This window comes from Bacillus cereus group sp. MYBK139-1 (assembly GCF_051916915.1).
Lineage (GTDB): Bacteria > Bacillota > Bacilli > Bacillales > Bacillaceae_G > Bacillus_A > Bacillus_A pacificus.
Map to the genome: position 1 here is coordinate 40,399 of NZ_JBQAHO010000001.1, position 19,585 is coordinate 59,983.

Consider the following 19,585-nt stretch of genomic DNA (forward strand, 5'->3'; position numbering starts at 1 on the left):
TAAAAAGACAGCGTCAAAGGCGCTGTCTTTTTATTTTATATTGCTAACATCTTCTATTCCAACCGCGCCGGATAAAACGTTCCCCATTAAAGAAACAATTTAAATTTGGCGAGACGAACGGACCGATAAACGGAATAATGTTTGGCTCTGAAGTTTCATCAACGGAAATCGGTGGTTTAGTAGGATCTGGTCTGAGTGTATAGCGAATGCGGGCGGTATTTCGAATGAGACCATTTCGTGGCTCTGCTGTTACTTGAACGATAAAACGAACAACAACGGATTCACTTGGATTAACAGTATTGATAAGAATACCGATAGTCGGGTTAGTTCCGGGACGTGCTACTCCATTTACTGTTACTGAATTTAGATAGAAAGTAACTTCAGGAGGAAGTGGGTCGGTAATGAGTACGTTATTTACTGGGATGGTGCCATTGTTAGTAAAGGTAAGTGTATATGTGATGAAATCACCGAGATGGGCGCTATTTACATTTGCGGTCTTAGTAAATGTGTTTGGCTCATTAGGGTTTACTTCTATCGTAATTGGTGGTGTTGTAGTCGTTGTTGTGATAGGTGGTCTAGTCGGGTCGGGTTGAGAAGTATACGTAATGGATGCGATATTTGTAATCATTCTATTAGCTGGAAGTGTAATAACCTGTACTTGGAATGAAATAGTTACGGATTCTGTTGGATTAAGAGTTCCGACTGGAATGCCTGTGGATGGATTTGCGTTTGGAACGGGAATGTTATTAATTGTGACACTATTTGGAACGAATGATGTGCCGACAGGAAGTGAGTCTGTAACAGAAATGTCAGTGACAGGAATCGTACCTTCATTTTGGAATGTGATAGTAAATGTAATCGTATCACCTACTGAAACGATGGATTTATCAGCGGTTTTTATCGGATTAATAGTCCCAACGTTTACAGGAGTAATTGTAGTAGGTGTAGGCGTAGTAACGGATACAGGTGGTTTAGTAGGATCGGGTTGGTACTGGAAGGAAACGTTACCTTGGTTTTGAATTTCTCCGCTTGGTGGAATTGAAGTAACTAGGACACGGAAAGAAATCGTTGCGGATTCAGAAGGAGCAAGTGTTGAAATTGGGATGCCTGCTGATGGATTTGCAGTTGGTTGCGGCACGTTGTTAATTGTTACACTATTTTGGATGAACGAAGTACCGATAGGAATTGTATCAGTTACAAGTATATGATTAGCAGGAATGGTACCTGTATTTTGGAGAGAAATCGTATACGTAATGATATCACCTAAAGTAACTGTTTCCGGCGTGGCTGTTTTTTTCGGATTTAATATAGCTGTATTTACATTCGTTGTGTTAATTGGAGTAGGGTCTGTAATTGTAATAGGAGGTTCACCAGGACCTGGTTCATATGTGAAAGTAACAGTTGCTTGATTTCGAATAATACCACCAGGTGGTACACTTGTGACTCTTGCTTGGAATTGAACAGTAATTGTATCGTTTGGATTGACTGTTCCAACAGGTATACCTACAACAGGATTTGCTCCAAGATCTGGAATGCCATTTATTACAACAGTACCTGGAAGAAACGTTAACCCATTTGCTAACGGATCAGTAATGATAACGGAAGTTGCAGGGACTGATCCGCGATTTTGGAAGGTTACAGTATACGTTATGATTTCATTTATATCTACAATTTGTTTGTCTGCTAGTTTATTTGGGTTAGGTGTAGGTGTAATAACGGCTACTTCAACAGTTGGAGTAGGATCTGTAATAGTAATAGGGGGTTCGCTAGGGTTTGGCTGGAATGTGTAAGTGACAGTTGCAGTGTTTTTAATAATACCGTCTGGTGGGAGTTCAGTTACAGTAACTTGATAAGTTAATGTAACAATTTGTCCTGGAGTTACAGTCCCAACGTTTACACCATTATTTGGATTTGTTCCAGGTTGCGTGACGCCATTAATCGTAACGCTGTTCGGAATGAAAGTAGTACCAGATGGAGTAGGGTCTGTAATAATAACATCTGTCGCATTAATATTCCCGACATTTTGGAACGTAATTGTATATGTGACAGTATCACCGAGATTAATAACTTGAGGGTTAGCTTGTTTGTTAGGATTAATAGTAACTTCACTTACTTGCGTCTTTGTAGTAGGTGTAGGTGTAGTAACAGATACAGGCGGTCTAGTAGGGTCTGGCTGATATTGGAATGAAACGATCCCTTCATTTTCAATAAAACCTGTCGGTGGTATCGAAGTTACTTGAACTTGGAAAGTTACGACGGCTGAAGTGTTAGGTTCTAATGTACCGATAAGAATTCCGGAACTAGGAACGATATCTGGTTGTGGAATGCCGTTTATCGTAACGCTATTCGGAATGAAAGTAGTACCAGCTGGAATAGGATCGGTTACAAGTACATTTGTTGCAGGGACAGTTCCTGTATTTTGTAAGGAGATTGTATAGGTGATTGTGTCACCTAATAAAGCAAATACTTTATCAGCGGATTTTGTAGGGTTCGTTGTTGCGGTATTGACATTTGTAGTAGTAGGTGGAGTCGGTGTAGTTACTGTTACTGGGGGTTCTCCAGGATTAGGTTGGAATGTGTAGGTGATAGTAGCTTCATTTATAAGAATTCCGTTTGGGGGTATTGAAACAACACGAACTTGGAAAGTTACAATGATCGATTCACTAGGGTTTAATGTGCCAAGAGGTATGCCAAGAGCTGGATCTACATTACTAGTTGGAGTGCCGTTAATTGTAACGCTATTTGGAATGAAAGTAGCCCCTGTTGGGATTGGGTCTGTAAAAACGATGTCTGTCAGTTGTACTGTTTGTAAGTTTTGGAATGTAACAGTGTACGTAATAATATCACCTATATCAACATTGTTACGATCAGCTGCTTTTGCTGGATTAATAATGGTGTTAATGATTTCAGTATTAACTGGTGGTGTTTCTTCTGTTTCTGTAATAGGAGGTTCATTTGGATTAGGCTGAGAGGTAAAGTTGATTGAACCAACATTTGTAACAACTCCGTTAGGGGGTATATTCGTAATCGTTACTTGGAACGTAATGGTTATTATTTGATTTGGTTGTATTGTACCAATGAGTATCCCAATGCTTGGATCAACACCTGGTTGTGAAAGGCCATTTACTGTAACAGAATCTACAATAAATTGTGTGCCTACTGGTGGTTGATCAATGACAGATACATTTGTCATAGGAATATTTCCAGTGTTTTCAAGGGTGATTGTATAAGTGAGTGCATCGCCAATGTTAGCGATTGGCAAATCTACTGTTTTTGTTGACTCTAATTCTGCATTTTGTACAATTGTTTCTGCGATTGGAGTCGGTGTGGTTGTTGTAATAGGTGGGAGTGTCGGATCTGGTTGAGATGTGTAAGTGACATTTGCTTCATTTGAGATAATGCCATTTGGTGGTAAAGCTGTTATTTGTACTTCTAAAGTAACAGTCACTATTTGTCTAGGGGTTAATGTGCCAACTGGGATTCCTGTTTCAGGGGTCAAATTAGGTTGTGGAATGCCATTAATCGTAACGCTACCAAGGATAAATGTAGTTCCAGTAGGGACAGAATCTGTAATAATGACACCAGTTGCAGGTATATTACCAGTATTTTGAAGGGTGATTGTATAAGTGAGCGTATCACCAATGCTTGCAAACTCACGATCCACTGTTTTTTGCGGGTTCGGGTTAGCGGTACGAACAGGTAAAGTTACGGTAGGAGTCGTTTCTGTTGTTGTAATAGGAGGTTCGCTTGGATTAGGCTGAGAAGTGTAGGTAACACTTGCTGTATTTTCTATTTTTCCATTAGGAGGAATAGCGTTTATTTGAATCTGAAATGTAACAGTAACTGTCTCGCCGGGATTAACTGTTCCAACAGGAATTCCAGTGACTGGACTTACGCCGGGTTGAGCGACATTGTTTACAGTAACACTATTCGTAATAAAAGTTGTACCCGGTGGCAAAGAATCTGTAATGGTTACACCAGTAGCAGGTATAGTTCCTTGGTTTGTAAATATGACAGTATAAGTTACAATATCGCCAATTTCTGCAAACGTAAGGTTTGCCGTTTTTGTTGGACTTATGACTACAGTTTGGATAGGAGTCGTTGTTTCAGGAGTTGTTTCTGTTTTTGTGACTGGAGGTAAATTTGGATCCGGTTGATAATTAAATGTTGCACTACCTTGATTTCGGATTTCGCCGCTAGCAGGGATGTTTATTACTCGTACTTGGAAAGTAATCGTTGCGCGTTCGGATGGCGCTAAAGTTCCAAGTGAAATTCCTGATGATGGATTTGTTCCTGCTTGAGGAATGCCATTAATCGTAACACTATCTGGAATAAATACAGTACCGGCAGGGATAGAATCTATTACTGTTATATTCGTAGCAGGAACAGTACCGGTGTTTTGAAATGAGAGAGTATAGGTAATGACATCATTTAATGAAACGAAGGAGCGATCTGCTGTTTTTTGTGGATTTAGTGTAGCGGTATTAACTGCTGTTTCTGTTTCAGGAGTTGTAATAGTTGTCGTAACGGGAGGTTCATTTGGATTTGGCTCGTATGTGAATGTAATATTTGCTTGATTTCTAATAACTCCTCCGGGCGGGATACTATTTACTACACCTTGGAACGTAACTGTAATACTTTGACCAGGATTTACAGTGCCGACGGGTATACCAATTTCAGGGTTTTCTCCAATTTGTGATGTGCCATTTACGACAACGCTACCTGGAACGAAAGAAACACCAGATGGAAGTGCATCTTTTATAATAACATTTGTAGCGGGGACGGTCCCTCTATTTTGGAATGTTACAGTAAAAGTAATCGTATCCCCTAAATCAGCAACTTGTCGATCAGCAGATTTTGTAGTCGTTGGATTAGGATTATTAATTGGAATGTTTACACTTGGAGTGGTAGTAGTTGTTGTAACAGGAGGCTCACTTGGGTTCGGTTGATATTGGTAAGTGAAGGATGCTTGGTTTCTAATTATTCCATCAGGTGGTAAGTTTGTAACGACAACTTGATACGTGATTGTTTTCGTTTCTCCGACAGAAATGGTACCAAGTGGTATGCCAAGTGATGGGGCTGCTCCTGGCGTTGTAATGCCATCGATTGTAACACTATTTGGAACGAAAATAGTCCCGTTAGGTGTAGGGTCTGTAACGACTACATTTGTAGCCGGAACGGTCCCGTTATTTGTAAATGTGACTGTGTAGGTAATCGTATCCCCTAAATCAGCAACTTGTTTGTCGGCAGATTTTGTAGGCGCTGTAATAACGGTCCCAACTTGAGTTTCTGTTTTAGGAGTTGGGGTAGTTGTTGTAACAGGAGGCTCATTTGGATTAACAATATAATTAAATGATACACTGCCTTGGTTTTCTATAATTCCATTTGGTGGGACACTTGTAACTTGAACTTGGAATGTAATTGTTTTTGCTTGATTTGGATTTAAAGTACCGATTGATATACCGTTTTCAGGATTACTGTTAGGTTGTGAGACACCATCAATCGTAACGCTATTTGGAATAAATGTTGTACCGTTTGGAATTGGATCTGTTAGTACAATATTTGTTGAGGGAACAGTGCCGTTATTTTGTAAACTAATTGTATACGTAATAACATCACCAATATCAACGAAAGTACGATTAGCAGATTTTGTAGGGTTAACTGTAGCGGTATTAACAGAGACTGTAGTAGGTGCTGTCGGTTCGGTTGTGGTAACCGGCGGTCTTGTTGGATCTGGCTGGTACGTATATGTCGTTGAAGCTTCGTTTGTAATAAAACCGCCAGCTGGAATTTGTGTAACAAGAACTTGGAAAGATAGTGTTTTGGTTTCACCGGGATTAATTGTTCCAACCGGGATTCCTAGTGCGGGATTTGAATTTGGAACCGGTACATTATTTAAGACTACGCTATTCGGAATGAATGTTGTACCGGTAGGAATGGTATCAGTAAAAACTACATTTGTAGCAGGGATCGTACCATCATTAGTGAAAGTAATCGTATACGTAATAACATCACCAATATCAACAGTAGTTTTATCCGCCGTTTTAACAGGGTTTGTAATAGCGGTGTTAACAGGAGTAGTAGTAGGTGGTGTAGGGTTTGTTGTTGTAATAGCTGGTTTTGTTGGATCCGGTTGATACGTAAATGTTGTGGTTCCGATATTTTGGATTAGGCCATTCTCTGGGAGAGAGGTAACTTGAACTTGGAAAGTGATAGTGACAGTATTACCAGCTGCGATTGTTCCAATTTGTATACCACCAGAAGGGGTTACGCCAGGTTGTGAAGTACCGTTAATTGTGACGCTATTCGGAATAAATGTAGTGCTACTTGGAATTGGATCAGTTACAATAACGTTCGTTGCGGCGATGTTTCCTGTATTTGGAACAGTAATCGTATACGTAATAATATCACCGATATCAGCAATTTGTGGACTAGCAGTTTTTGTTGGATTTACAATTGCAGTTCGTACAGAAGTAGTTGTTGGAGGTGCTGTTATCGTAGTGGTTGTTGGGGGTTCAGCCGGATTCGGTTGCGACGTAAATGTTACATTTGCTTCGTTAGTAATCGTTCCGTTAGCTGGAAGGGAAGTGACTTGGACTTGAAATGTGACAGTTGTAGTTTGACCAGCAGGAATTGTACCTAGCGGAATATTTTTTGGAGTTACGCCAGATTGTGCCGTTCCATTAACTGTAACACTGTTTGGAATAAAAGTAGTGCCAGTAGGGATAGGGTCGGTGATGGAAGCATTTGTTGCTGAAATATTACCGTTATTTGGAACAGTAATCGTATACGTAATGATGTCACCAATATTCACAATTTGTTGGTTTGCACTTTTAGTTGGATTAATGATAGTAGCATTAATTTGTGTTTCAACTATATTACTTGTAGAGTTTCTGTTAATTGGTGGTTGGTTTGGTGGATTATATTGAAAGCTTGAAGTTGCACTATTTGGAATAGGGTTTGGTGTAGGGAGAGTATTAACTTGAACTTGAAACGTAATTGTAGCATTCCCGTTTGCAGCAATCGTTCCTACATTTATTCCAGTAGCAGGATTATCTGTAGTAGAAGTACCATTAACTGTAACGCTACCCGGTACGAACGATGTGCCGGCAGGAGGCGTGTCTGTAATGATAACACTATTAGCAGCTAATGGGGCTTGATTTGTGGCCGTAATTGTATACGTAATCGTATCACCGATAGTAGCAATTGTTTTATCTACTGCTTTTGTTAATGCGACATTAGCTGTGAAAATATCTGTATTAACTATATTGCTTGTTGTTGTACGTGTGATAGTGGGTGCGTTAGGTGCAGGTTGAAATTCGTAACCAAATGATGCTACGTTACTGGCGACAGGTGGGGTAGGAATACTTGTTACATCTACTTGAAAAGTAATTGTAACAGAGCCACCAGCAGGAATATTATTAATAGGAATTCCAGTTGAAGGATTGCCGGCTGTTGGAGTACCATTAACAGTTACACTGTTTGGAACGAAAGTGGTGCCAGCAGGTATAGGGTCTGTAAATGTAACGTTTTGGGCAGGTAGTGTTCCGGTATTTTGGACAACGATTGTATAGGTTAAACGACTTCCTATTGTTGCTATTGCCATTAGATTCGTCCTTTCTAGATGAATTTAAATCCGATCAATAGTTAGGCATTTACAAATAGCATCCATTTAAAATTGAAAGCTGGTTCTATTTGTAAAAAAATATGAAAAATGAGCTCGTCATTGCATCCTATTCAAATATAAATGAATAGGAATAGGCAAAGGCTTTTTTTTTGCCTAAATTAGCTCGTACGTATATAAATGGAACTTTTTCGTTTTGCTCGCATTAAATGAAATAGCGAGAAAATATTACTTTTAATAGAAAGGAAGTGAGGCTGTTGGCCTTTGTACAAACATATACAAAAACAGATTCGCTATTTATGGTGCATACAGGAAATACGTTAGGGATGCGCGGTATTACGACAGCTACTGCATATCAATATAACGCATTAATTTCCACAAATACAAATTTGAGTTTTGCTGGGGTGCCGTCTTCCACAGATGCGAATACCTTTGCAGGAACGACGAATGATTGGACATTAAATGGTTCCTGGGCAAGGTTAAATCCTTCACTAACAGACGTACCAGCAACAGCAACTGTAGATTTTGCGATGTTAGTTTGGCAAGGAACATTGGGAGGTACTGTTACAGAAGCGGTAGTAAATGCGAATACTCCAACATTCAGAACTCCGGATGATGTGACTCACACTATTACAAGTACGCCTGCGTGGGGAGAAACAAGGTCGAGTGGGACATTTCAAGGTACGATTTATAAACGTGTAGCTAATGTGACGAGTATTCTTCAAGGACTTCCTAATCGTGCTGTAGGTGATTATTTTGTAGAACGTGTTCCAACGGCAAATCCACCTTTGCAAGGAACGGGAGTAGGGTGGGCACTAGTTGTTGTGTATCGTGATAATTCATATCCTGTTAGGAATGTTAGTTTATATACTGGGTTACTCATTTCTACATTGGGTGAGACGGCGACGATTTCAAATTTTATCACTCCTGCTGTAGCACCAGTTAATGCTCGTGTATTTACAATGGCGATAAATGGTGATACAGATGCGACAGGTGATAGATTTAACTTAAATGGTACGGGACTTTCAGGACCTAATAATTTAATAAACAACTTTTTTGCTTCACAAGTAAATAATTATTTGGGGAATTTAAATACAGTCGGAAGTTTTGGGGATAGAAATATGCCCATTGGTACTTCTGCGACTAATCGGCGTACAGAATTTGATGTGACAAATGTACCTGCAAATGGGGTGTTAACAGCTGGATCAACTTCTACGACAGTGAATATCCCAAATACATTTGACTATCTTTATGCTGGTGCTGTAGGTTTGCAAATAGATTTAGGAGAGGCACGTCTAACTGCTACAAAATCAGTAACTGTAAGTTAAATTGATAGAAAAATTCTCGTAAATTAATAGGGAGGAATTCTTTTGGCTTTCGTTCAAGCTTACGGTAAAAATGATAACTTATTTATGATGCATACGGGTAATACGATGGGAATGCGCGGTACTGCAAATACAAACTTTGCTTACAATGCACTTATAACATTAAATACAGATTCTACTTTTGGAGGAGTTCCTTCATCGACAGATCCGAATACATTTGGAGGTACAACAAATGATTGGACATTAGATGGCTCATGGGCTGAATTAAATCCATCGACTACTATCGTTCCAGCTACGGCGGTTGTAGATTTTGCGTTACTTGTTTGGTCAGGTGGATTGGATACGGCTGTTACAACCGCTGTTGTTGATGCGAATCCTCCAAATTTAGTTACGCCTGATGGAACGAGTACACAAGTGACAATTAATTCAGCATGGTCATCAGAAGGGACAAATCTCCCTTTTATAGCAAATGTTTATAACCGAGCAGCAGACGTCACGTCTTTACTACAAGGTTTACCGAATCGAGCGGCAGGAAGATATAGTGTAACGAGATTACCTACGCGTCAGCCAGTTGGTTATGGTGCTGGATGGTCTTTAATTGTAGTTTATCGTGATTCCTCCTATCCAATGAGAAATGTAAGCTTATTTCCGGGTTTTTTATTATCAGGTACACCACAAACCATTTCAGGATTTTTTACGCCAGCCACAGGAACAGTGACAGCGCGAGCCTTTGTAATGGCAGTAAATGGTGATCCGAACTTTACGGGTGATAATTTTCAGTTGAATTCTGTGACATTAACGGGACCGAATAATCCATCAGGGAATTTTTTTAGAGGGCAAGTGAATGATATTAACGGAAATTTAAATACAATTGGTAGTTTTGCGGATCGGAATTTTTCAGGAACAACTACAAATGCAAATGCAAGAGCTGAATTTGATATTACAAATGTAAATGCAACAGGTTCTATTGCACCGAATACGACATCTACGCAAATAAACATTACAGGCACAGGCGATACGATTTATACAAGTGCGGTTGGATTACAAATAGACTTAGCAGAAGCTAGATTAACAGCGGTAAAATCAGTAACTGTAAGTTAAAAAAGATTGCTATAAGTTAGCAATCTTTTTTATGAGAGGTATTTTGTTAGTAATGATTGATAGTTAGAATAATTAATCTCTTTTTCTTGTAGTTTTTTCACTAAAAATTTATGGTCGCGTTTTGGTGTAGCGATAATATATCCTTTAATAATTAAATCTTGTGTAATTTGAGAGGCTTTTTCTTGTAATGCAAGTTCTCCGATTTTGCCAGCAATTTTTGATTTAGCAACATCGCGAAATAGTTCGGGAACAGGACTTACGAGCTCTTCTAACAATTGTTTTTGTTCGTCATCCCACAAATGTCTAGTTTTATTAATATAGTGCTCTTCCCAATCTAAAATGGACATACCATCTTCTTTTGGTAATCGTTTCAGGAATTTTCTGAACATAAAATATCCACCGATAGACATAAGCCCTAATAAAATAACAGTCCATAGCACAATAAACCAACTGAACCATCCTTCGAGCAAATATATCCCCCCTTAATGATTGCGGTTTTCTATTATTCATATTATAAACAGTGAGATTCATAGAAAGCAAGAACGCTTGGTCATTTTGACCAAGCGTTATCATTTAAACAAAGTATAGTTGTTCCACACATAAATTATTATTATCATCTTCTACATATTCAATGATTAATGTGCCAACTTTACGATCTTTATCTTCAGTTGTGAAAATAGAGTAAGAAGTAAAACGTGCTGTTGATAGGCCGCTTATATGTGTAGGTAAAGAAATGTAGTCGTTATCGCGGAAGAATTCCATCAGTTCAATATCCTCAAATTCTTTTCGGTCAACTTGTTTGTTTGTATAGCGGCGTTGAAGTTGTTTTAAAGACTCATTCCAAGAAATTGCTTTTGTATCGTATACCATTGTCTTATCTCCTTACTGTATGTAATCATTAAGAACATACGTTCTAAACTAGTATACTCTTTTTATTAGAAAAGGGAAAGCAAAAAATAATGTAAGCTTGGATTTCCAAGCTTACATTATTTATGCGTCCGTTATAATCTCTATTTTTTATTATAAGTTACATAAGAATAAGAAACAAGATGATATATATTTTGTTGATGGTTTTAAAAATTCTGTATATTATAAATGTACTAAAGTGCAAGGGAATGAGAGGGATGGCATATGTAATTTCACTCCAAGGACCGATGGCAAGTGGAAAAACAACATTGGCTAAAAGATTAGAACGATATGGGCTTTCAGTTATATATGAAAATCCTTATCCAATTGTAGAAAAGCGAAAACAATTAAATTTGGATATGAATTCAAAAGAAGGGTTTATAGTAAATCAAAAAATGTTTATAGAAGCTAAAATAAAGGAGTTTCAAAATGCGAAGGGTTCAGTCGTTATTTTTGATCGTGGACCTGAAGATATTGAATTTTATACACTTTTTTATCCAATGATTATAGGGAAAGAATGGGATATAGAAACTGAATTGAAAGATGAATTATATAAATTAAGAGAATGTCGTTCGGATGATATTTTTTATTTAGATGTGACGAAAAAGAATGTATATGATAGAAAAAATAACGATAGAACAAGAAAGCGAAGTACATTTGAGGAGCAATTTAAATTAGTAGAAACTGAAAAAGACTGGTATAAACAATTTCCTGTAACTAATGTGGACACGAATAGATTAACAGCAGAAAAATTAGAGGTATATTTTATGGAATGGTTAAAGGAGAGAGGGCTATGAAAAAAATACTTTTATTTGTATACCCAACATTTGCAGAGTTTGAAATAACAGTAGCAACGGCATTGCTGAAAAACAAATATGAAATCATTACAGCAGGTTTAACAAAAGAATTGATTATAAGTGAAACGGGTTTGCAAGTGCAACCACATATAGAATTAAGAGAAGTGCGTGTAGAAGAATATGAGGGAATTATTATTCCAGGCGGAGATGCGATACATATGAAGGGTGCGGCAGGACTCTTTGCAGTCATCCGTCAATTTCACGAACAAGAAAAATTAGTAGCTGCTATTTGTGCTGGACCGTATGTGCTAGCAAAAGCAGGCTTATTCAAAGAAAACTCGTATACAGTAACTATGGATTATAGAAAATTAGATTGTTTTCCAGTAGAAAATTTTGTGTATAAAGAAGTTGTGCAACATTCAAATATTATTACAGCACAGGGGCATGCATTTGTGCTATTTGGAATAGCGATTGCCTCTTATTTTGGGGTAACAAACGAACATAATATAAATTTTTACAGCGGTAAGGGGAATGTGATGATGGAGGAGCTTTTACTTAAAAATATGTAAAAGCTAGCGAATGCTAGCTTTTTTCTTTTTGACATCGATAAATGGCTAACGTTTTTGCATCGCGCCATATACCGTTGTGAAGAGATAGTTCATTTTTTACTTCTTCTTTTAGCCATTCCTTCATTTCCTCATGAAGAAGTGTATTATCAGGTATATTTAGCGACGGAAACATGCTAGAAATATAGTTTACAATTGGAGTAGCATGATGAAAAACGAGAGCATTATGAATAACTGCTTCTTCAACAGTTGGGAAAACAGACTGTAATATCTCTTTACCATTTTCCAAACAAAATGGCGTGACTGAAGATGTTGTTTTCGGTAAATCAAATGCGTCTAACATGCGGTTACACATTTCAACTATACGAGGTAATGTAACGTCAGAATTTGTTGTAGCTAAAAGTGAGCCGCCAGGACGTATTACTTTATGGAACCCTTGGATGGTTTTTTCAACATCTTTCATGTGATATAACATATGTCTTGCGACGATCCAGTCGTAGCAATTGGCTTCAAAAGGAAGTTTTTCAGCGTCACCTAGTCTCCATTCAATTAAAGTATTCGTTTTAGTGGCTTCAGAGAGCATGGCTTCTGATTGATCAAAACCTGTTAATTGACCTTTATGGCCATTCGCTTGCAAAAAGGAAAGAAATTTTCCGTTAGCGCATCCAACCTCTAATATTTTCTCGTCTCCTTGAAGTTGTAAATGATCCATGACGACTTTATCTAAATTCACATGTTTTTCTTCATAATGTTTATGCGTATCGATACGAGTTTGTAAATGGTTGCTTACGTTGTATTGGCGTTTTACATCATTCATTTTTTCACATTCCACCTTCGTGCAAAATTGCTGAATTGCGTGCGTTAATACGTCGGTTTTCTTTAAGCCTTCGTAATGGAGTGCAGCTTCAAACCTTTCAAGTAATTTTTCTTCAATTCGAAAATGAATATCTTTTCGCTTTGTCACTGAAATCTCTCCCCTTTGTATCGGTTAGTGAGACTATAACACGCCTGAAAAATTTGTGTAAATCATTTGTGTACACAAATGGAGGGGATGAAAAAATTGTTTGAATGTGAGTTTAAACTATTGACGATTTAACCGTTTTCATATATTCTTAAATTAAGAAATATTCAAATAATTAAAAGAAATGAGAGAGTCACATGCTTCTTCAAGGAACACATCGAATTGGTCGTATGGCCATGCTGTTGGCACTTGCGGATGAGAATGAAAGCCCTGTATTATCTATCCCAAAAGGTTGGAAGTATTGTACGGGGAAAGTGGGTTCGATGAATTCGCAAAAGGTTGTCGCAGCAATGGAAACAGCGGCTAAGAGCAACCAAGTTATTGAAACAGACGTTTACAGAGAAACACATGCACTTTATCACGCAATTATGGAAGCTTTGTACGGAGTGACGAGAGGTCAAATTCAGTTAGCAGACGTTCTTCGTACAGTAGGACTTCGCTTTGCGATTGTGCGCGGTACACCATACGACGGAAAAAAAGAGGGCGAATGGGTTGCTGTTGCATTATATGGAACGATTGGTGCACCTGTAAAAGGATCTGAGCATGAGGCGATTGGCTTAGGAATTAATCACATATGATTTGCCCATAGTCTATTAGTTAGAAGGGGGCCTTACTTTTTTAGGACAGAAGTCTGTCTTAAAAAGATAAGGTCCCCTTTTGCCTTTTTAAGGAGGAAAAACAATGATTACGTTAACAGGACACACATTGACAATTGAAGAAATGAAGAGGTTGTTACTTGAAGGAGAAGGTGTAACAGCTTGTCCAACTAGTATGCAAAAGGTGGCGGAGTGCCGCGAAGTAGTTGAGAAAATTGTAGAGGACGGAAAAGTCGTTTACGGTATTACAACTGGATTTGGAAAGTTTAGTGATGTGCTAATTCAAAAAGATGATGTAAAGGCACTTCAACATAATTTAATTCAGTCACATGCATGTGGGATAGGCGAGCCATTCCCTGAAGAAGTATCACGCGGTATGTTAATTTTACGAGCAAACACGATGCTTAAAGGAGTATCTGGTGTTAGACCGCTCGTTGTAAATATGCTTCTTGAGTTTGTAAATCGTAAAATTCACCCAGTTGTTCCGCAACAAGGATCACTTGGTGCGAGTGGCGATTTAGCACCTTTATCTCATCTTGCGCTCGTATTATTAGGCGAAGGTGAAGTGTTCTATAAAGGAAAACGCGTTCATGCAATGGTCGCTCTTACAGAAGAAGGTCTTGAGCCAATTGAACTTGAAGCGAAAGAAGGTCTAGCGTTAATTAATGGTACGCAGGCGATGACAGCGCAAGGAGTTCTTTCTTATATAGAAGCAGAAGCAACGGCTTATCAAGCTGAATTAATTGCATCTATGACAATTGAAGGTTTACAAGGCATTATTGATGCATTTGATGAAAATGTTCATAAAGCACGTGGTTATAAAGAGCAAGTGGAAGTAGCGAGCAGAATTCGTGACATCCTTCATGATAGTAAATTAACAACAAAACAAGGAGAACTACGTGTGCAGGATGCATATTCACTTCGCTGTATTCCGCAAGTACACGGTGCTTCTTGGCAAGTTTTAAATTATGTGAAAGAAAAATTAGAAATTGAAATGAATGCAGCAACGGATAATCCGCTAATCTTTGATGGTGGGGAAAAAGTAATTTCAGGTGGTAATTTCCACGGTCAACCAATTGCATTTGCGATGGACTTCTTAAAAGTAGGAATGGCAGAACTTGCAAATATTTCAGAGCGTCGTATTGAGCGTTTAGTGAATCCGCAATTAAACGATTTACCACCATTTTTAAGTCCAGAACCAGGACTTCAGTCTGGTGCAATGATTATGCAATATGCTGCAGCGTCACTAGTTTCTGAAAATAAAACGTTAGCACATCCGGCGAGTGTTGATTCAATCCCGTCATCAGCTAACCAAGAAGATCACGTAAGTATGGGAACAATCGCTTCACGCCATGCACATCAAATTATTCAAAACGTAAGACGTGTTCTTTCAATTGAGATGATTTGTGCGATGCAAGCTGCAGAATATCGCGGTATTGAAAACATGAGTACAGTGACGAAAAGTTTCTATCATCAAGGTCGTCAGCAAGTGCCTTCTATTACAAATGACCGTATATTCTCAACGGATATTGAAAATATTGCGCATTGGTTAAAAACGAATTATTCGATTAAAGAAAGATTAGATGTAAACGCAGCACTATAAAATGAGAAAAGGGAGAGATTGAAATGGAAAAAGTTAAACAAACAATTCGCGCGCCAAGAGGTACGGAGTTACAAACGAAAGGGTGGGTGCAAGAAGCTGCACTTCGTATGTTAATGAACAATTTAGATCCGGAAGTTGCTGAAAAGCCAGAAGAATTAGTTGTATATGGTGGAATCGGCCGTGCAGCTCGTAACTGGGAAAGCTACAATGCAATTGTAGATTCATTAAAAACGTTAGAAAGCGATGAAACATTACTTGTTCAATCAGGAAAACCAGTTGCAATCTTTAAATCACATGAAGATGCACCTCGCGTTCTTTTAGCGAACTCAAACTTAGTACCGAAGTGGGCGAACTGGGATCACTTCCGTGAACTAGAGAAAAAAGGTCTTATGATGTATGGACAAATGACAGCAGGTAGCTGGATTTACATTGGAACACAAGGTATTTTACAAGGAACATATGAAACGTTTGGTGAAGCCGCACGTCAACATTTCGGTGGTTCATTAAAAGGTACATTAACACTTACTGCTGGTTTAGGTGGTATGGGCGGTGCACAACCTCTTGCTGTAACGATGAATGGCGGTGTTGTTATCGCTATTGATGTTGATAAGCGCAGTATCGATCGTCGTATTGAAAAGAGATACTGTGATATGTATACAGAATCATTAGAAGAAGCATTAACGGTTGCGAACGAGTATAAAGAGAAGAAAGAACCGATTTCAATTGGTTTATTAGGAAATGCGGCAGAGATTTTACCAGAGCTAGTGAAGCGTAATATTACGCCAGATTTAGTTACAGATCAAACATCTGCTCATGATCCATTAAACGGTTATATTCCAGTAGGTTACACGTTAGAAGCAGCAGCAAAACTTCGTGAAGAAGATTCGGAGCGCTACGTACAATTATCAAAAGAAAGCATGACAAAACATGTAGAAGCCATGCTTGCTATGCAAGCAAAAGGCGCAATTACATTTGATTACGGAAATAACATTCGCCAAGTTGCTTTTGATGAAGGTTTGAAAAATGCATTCGATTTCCCAGGATTCGTTCCAGCATTTATCCGTCCATTATTCTGCGAAGGAAAAGGACCATTCCGCTGGGTAGCACTTTCTGGTGACCCAGAAGATATTTATAAAACAGACGAAGTAATTTTACGTGAGTTTGCTGATAATGAGCATTTATGTAACTGGATCCGTATGGCTCGTCAGCAAGTTGAGTTCCAAGGTCTTCCGTCACGTATTTGTTGGCTTGGTTACGGTGAGCGCGCGAAATTTGGTCGCATCATTAATGAAATGGTTGCAAATGGTGAATTATCAGCACCAATCGTTATCGGTCGTGACCATTTAGATTGCGGCTCAGTAGCATCTCCAAACCGTGAAACAGAAGCGATGAAAGATGGTAGTGATGCAGTAGCTGACTGGCCAATTTTGAATGCATTAATTAACAGTGTAAACGGTGCAAGCTGGGTATCTGTTCACCACGGTGGCGGCGTTGGTATGGGTTATTCACTTCACGCTGGAATGGTTATCGTTGCAGATGGAACAGAAGCAGCAGCAAAACGTATTGAGCGCGTATTAACTTCTGACCCTGGTATGGGTGTTGTTCGTCACGTGGATGCAGGGTATGACTTAGCTGTGGAAACTGCGAAAGAAAAAGGCGTTAACATTCCAATGATGAAATAAGGAGGAGAAAAACATGCTGGACACTTTACTAATAAATATCGGTCAATTACTAACAATGGATCAAGAAGATGGCTTGTTAAGACGGGAAGCAATGAACACGCTTCCTGTTATCGAAAACGGTGCGGTTGGAATTGAAAATAGTGTAATCACTTTCGTTGGAACAGCGGAAGAAGCAAAAGGACTTCAGGCGAAAGAAGTTATTGATTGTGGCGGGAAAATGGTTTCTCCTGGTCTTGTTGATCCGCATACCCACCTTGTATTTGGTGGATCTCGTGAAAATGAAATCGCGCTAAAATTACAAGGAGTTCCATACTTAGAAATTTTAGAACAAGGCGGAGGTATTCTTTCAACTGTAAATGCAACGAAACAATCGTCGAAAGAAGAGCTTGTTCAAAAGGCGAAATTCCATTTAGACCGGATGCTATCTTTCGGAGTTACAACTGTAGAAGCGAAGAGTGGTTACGGATTAGATGATGAGACGGAATGGAAGCAATTAGAGGCAACGGCACAATTACAAAAAGAGCATCCAATTGATTTAGTTTCCACATTTTTAGGTGCTCATGCAGTTCCAAAAGAGTATAAAGGTAGATCGAAAGAATTTTTACAATGGATGTTAGATTTATTACCAGAAATGAAAGAGAAGCAATTAGCGGAATTCGTTGATATTTTCTGTGAAACAGGTGTGTTCTCTGTTGAAGAGTCAAAAGAGTTTTTATTAAAAGCGAAAGAGCTTGGATTTGATGTGAAAATTCATGCAGATGAAATCGACCCTCTTGGTGGTGCAGAAGCAGCGGCTGAAATTGGTGCAGCATCAGCGGACCATTTAGTTGGTGCTTCTGATAAAGGAATTGAAATGCTTGCAAACTCTAATACAGTAGCGACTTTATTACCAGGAACAACTTTCTATTTAAATAAAGAAAGCTTTGCACGCGGCCGAAAAATGATTGATGAAGGTGTTGCAGTTGCGTTAGCTACAGACTTTAATCCGGGCAGCTGTCCAACGGAAAACATTCAGCTTATTATGAGCATCGCAATGCTGAAGTTGAAAATGACACCAGAAGAAGTTTGGAATGCCGTAACAGTTAACTCTTCTTACGCAATTAATCGTGGCGATGTAGCTGGGAAAATTAGAGTAGGTCGCAAGGCAGATCTAGTGCTATGGGATGCTTACAATTATGCTTACGTACCGTATCATTACGGCGTAAGTCATGTAAATACAGTATGGAAGAATGGTAATATCGCATATACAAGAGGTGAACAATCGTGGAGCACGGCCACTATTTAAAGAAAAATGCCAAGTTTATCGATCGTGAAGTGACAAAATGGAGTGAAATGATTAAAGATTGGGAGGAAGGCGTGGAAATATTCGGTGCGGCCTTAATTGGAGCGCCCCTTTCTAAACCGTCTATTAGTCATTCAGGAGCAAGTTTTGCTCCAAAAACAATTCGTGCGATGTTAGATGCATATAGCACGTACGCAATTACAGAAGAACATGATATGAAAGAAAGTGTCTTATATGATTGCGGCGATATTACGATGCATGTGACGGATATGAAAGAAAGTCATAACCGAATTGCGAAAACAGTTGGTCACGTAACGAAAGTAAATCCGAACATGATACCAATCGTTCTTGGTGGGGATCACTCGATTAGTTTTCCGAGTATAACAGGATTTGCAAATAGTAAAGGGAAGGTCGGTATTATTCAATTTGATGCCCATCATGATTTGCGCAATTTAGAAGATGGTGGTCCGTCAAATGGTACACCGTTCCGTAGTTTACTAGAAAATGGTGTCATTGCAGGAAAACAACTCGTTCAAATAGGTATTCGTAATTTTTCAAATGCACGAGCGTACCATGAATATGCAAAAGAACATGGCGTGACAGTGTATACAATGAAAGATGTACGAGAGCGAGAAATAAAAGATATTATGACGGAAAGTATTGAAGTATTAAGAAAGCAAGGCGTGACTTCTATTTATATTTCTCTTGATATGGATGTACTAGATCAAGCATTTGCGCCAGGTTGTCCAGCGATTGGTCCTGGCGGAATGGATAGCGCGACTTTACTAGATGCGATTGAATTTCTTGGCAAAGAACCTCTCGTTCAAGGGATGGATATTGTAGAAATTGATCCAACCCTTGATTTCAGAGATATGACGAGCCGAGTAGCTGCGCAAGTGATTATGAGTTTTCTTTTAGCGAGAGAGACAGTCCGTAAGCAGGTTAGTATATAGGCGTGAAATTAATAGGGAATGTTTAACGATTCCGTATAAAAAACACATTACTACTTATAAGTAGTAATGTGTTTTTATGTAAAAAGAGAAGGTGAAATTAGAATGTATATATGGGTGGAAAAGTTAATA

Annotated in this window: 13 protein-coding genes; 9 read left to right on the forward strand and 4 right to left on the reverse strand. The window is 38.7% G+C overall.

Annotated features, from left to right (window positions below; genetic code table 11):
• Positions 1-43: 43 nt before the first annotated feature.
• Complete coding sequence (locus ACTFRS_RS00225; protein ID WP_440024559.1) at positions 44-7,606, reverse strand: DUF7507 domain-containing protein; 7,563 nt, start codon at positions 7,604-7,606, stop codon at positions 44-46.
• A 275-nt stretch (positions 7,607-7,881) separates the two neighbouring features.
• Here ACTFRS_RS00225 and ACTFRS_RS00230 point away from each other — a divergent pair, with 275 nt between their 5' ends.
• Together ACTFRS_RS00230 and ACTFRS_RS00235 are read left to right on the forward strand one after the other, a co-directional pair.
• Complete coding sequence (locus ACTFRS_RS00230) at positions 7,882-8,952, forward strand: hypothetical protein (RefSeq protein ID WP_440024557.1); 1,071 nt, start codon at positions 7,882-7,884, stop codon at positions 8,950-8,952.
• Positions 8,953-8,994: 42 nt separating this feature from the next.
• The gene (locus ACTFRS_RS00235) at positions 8,995-10,050 is read left to right on the forward strand and encodes a hypothetical protein (RefSeq protein ID WP_431084784.1); all 1,056 of its coding nucleotides are present in this window, start codon (positions 8,995-8,997) and stop codon (positions 10,048-10,050) included.
• Between the two features lie 29 nt (positions 10,051-10,079).
• Here the strand turns inward: ACTFRS_RS00235 and ACTFRS_RS00240 are convergent, their stop codons facing one another.
• The gene (locus ACTFRS_RS00240) at positions 10,080-10,520 is read right to left on the reverse strand and encodes a DUF2621 domain-containing protein (protein ID WP_440024555.1); all 441 of its coding nucleotides are present in this window, start codon (positions 10,518-10,520) and stop codon (positions 10,080-10,082) included.
• Between the two features lie 103 nt (positions 10,521-10,623).
• A complete protein-coding gene (locus tag ACTFRS_RS00245) occupies positions 10,624-10,920 on the reverse strand; it encodes a hypothetical protein (RefSeq protein ID WP_000262403.1) in 297 nt (98 codons plus the stop codon).
• Between the two features lie 245 nt (positions 10,921-11,165).
• Here ACTFRS_RS00245 and ACTFRS_RS00250 point away from each other — a divergent pair, with 245 nt between their 5' ends.
• Together ACTFRS_RS00250 and ACTFRS_RS00255 are read left to right on the forward strand one after the other, a co-directional pair.
• Positions 11,166-11,753, forward strand: a complete 588-nt coding sequence (locus tag ACTFRS_RS00250) for an AAA family ATPase (protein ID WP_205689049.1) — start codon at positions 11,166-11,168, stop codon at positions 11,751-11,753.
• Positions 11,750-12,322 carry a DJ-1/PfpI family protein gene (locus ACTFRS_RS00255; RefSeq protein ID WP_440024553.1) on the forward strand — a complete coding sequence of 191 codons (573 nt, stop codon included), beginning with the start codon at positions 11,750-11,752 and terminating at the stop codon, positions 12,320-12,322. Before ACTFRS_RS00250 ends, ACTFRS_RS00255 begins: the two co-directional genes overlap by 4 nt.
• A 13-nt stretch (positions 12,323-12,335) precedes the next feature.
• Here the strand turns inward: ACTFRS_RS00255 and ACTFRS_RS00260 are convergent, their stop codons facing one another.
• Positions 12,336-13,283 (reverse strand): class I SAM-dependent methyltransferase, encoded by a 948-nt coding sequence (locus ACTFRS_RS00260; RefSeq protein ID WP_139866353.1) that lies wholly within the window; start codon positions 13,281-13,283, stop codon positions 12,336-12,338.
• A gap of 194 nt (positions 13,284-13,477) precedes the next feature.
• On the opposite strand from ACTFRS_RS00260, the gene hutP reads away from it, so the two are divergent.
• From hutP to hutG, 5 genes are all read left to right on the forward strand, one after another.
• A complete protein-coding gene (gene hutP, locus ACTFRS_RS00265) occupies positions 13,478-13,918 on the forward strand; it encodes a hut operon transcriptional regulator HutP (protein ID WP_000926516.1) in 441 nt (146 codons plus the stop codon).
• A 103-nt stretch (positions 13,919-14,021) separates the two neighbouring features.
• Positions 14,022-15,539, forward strand: a complete 1,518-nt coding sequence (gene hutH, locus ACTFRS_RS00270; protein ID WP_000631849.1) for a histidine ammonia-lyase — start codon at positions 14,022-14,024, stop codon at positions 15,537-15,539.
• A gap of 23 nt (positions 15,540-15,562) precedes the next feature.
• A complete protein-coding gene (hutU, locus tag ACTFRS_RS00275) occupies positions 15,563-17,221 on the forward strand; it encodes a urocanate hydratase (protein ID WP_139866351.1) in 1,659 nt (552 codons plus the stop codon).
• 13 nt (positions 17,222-17,234) lie between these two features.
• On the forward strand, positions 17,235-18,506 hold the full coding sequence (gene hutI / locus ACTFRS_RS00280; protein WP_139866350.1) for an imidazolonepropionase: 1,272 nt from the start codon (positions 17,235-17,237) through the stop codon (positions 18,504-18,506).
• Positions 18,485-19,456: a formimidoylglutamase gene (hutG, locus tag ACTFRS_RS00285; RefSeq protein WP_139866349.1), complete on the forward strand. Its 972-nt coding sequence runs from the start codon at positions 18,485-18,487 to the stop codon at positions 19,454-19,456. The genes hutI and hutG overlap by 22 nt, the downstream gene beginning before the upstream one ends.
• Positions 19,457-19,585: the final 129 nt, after the last annotated feature.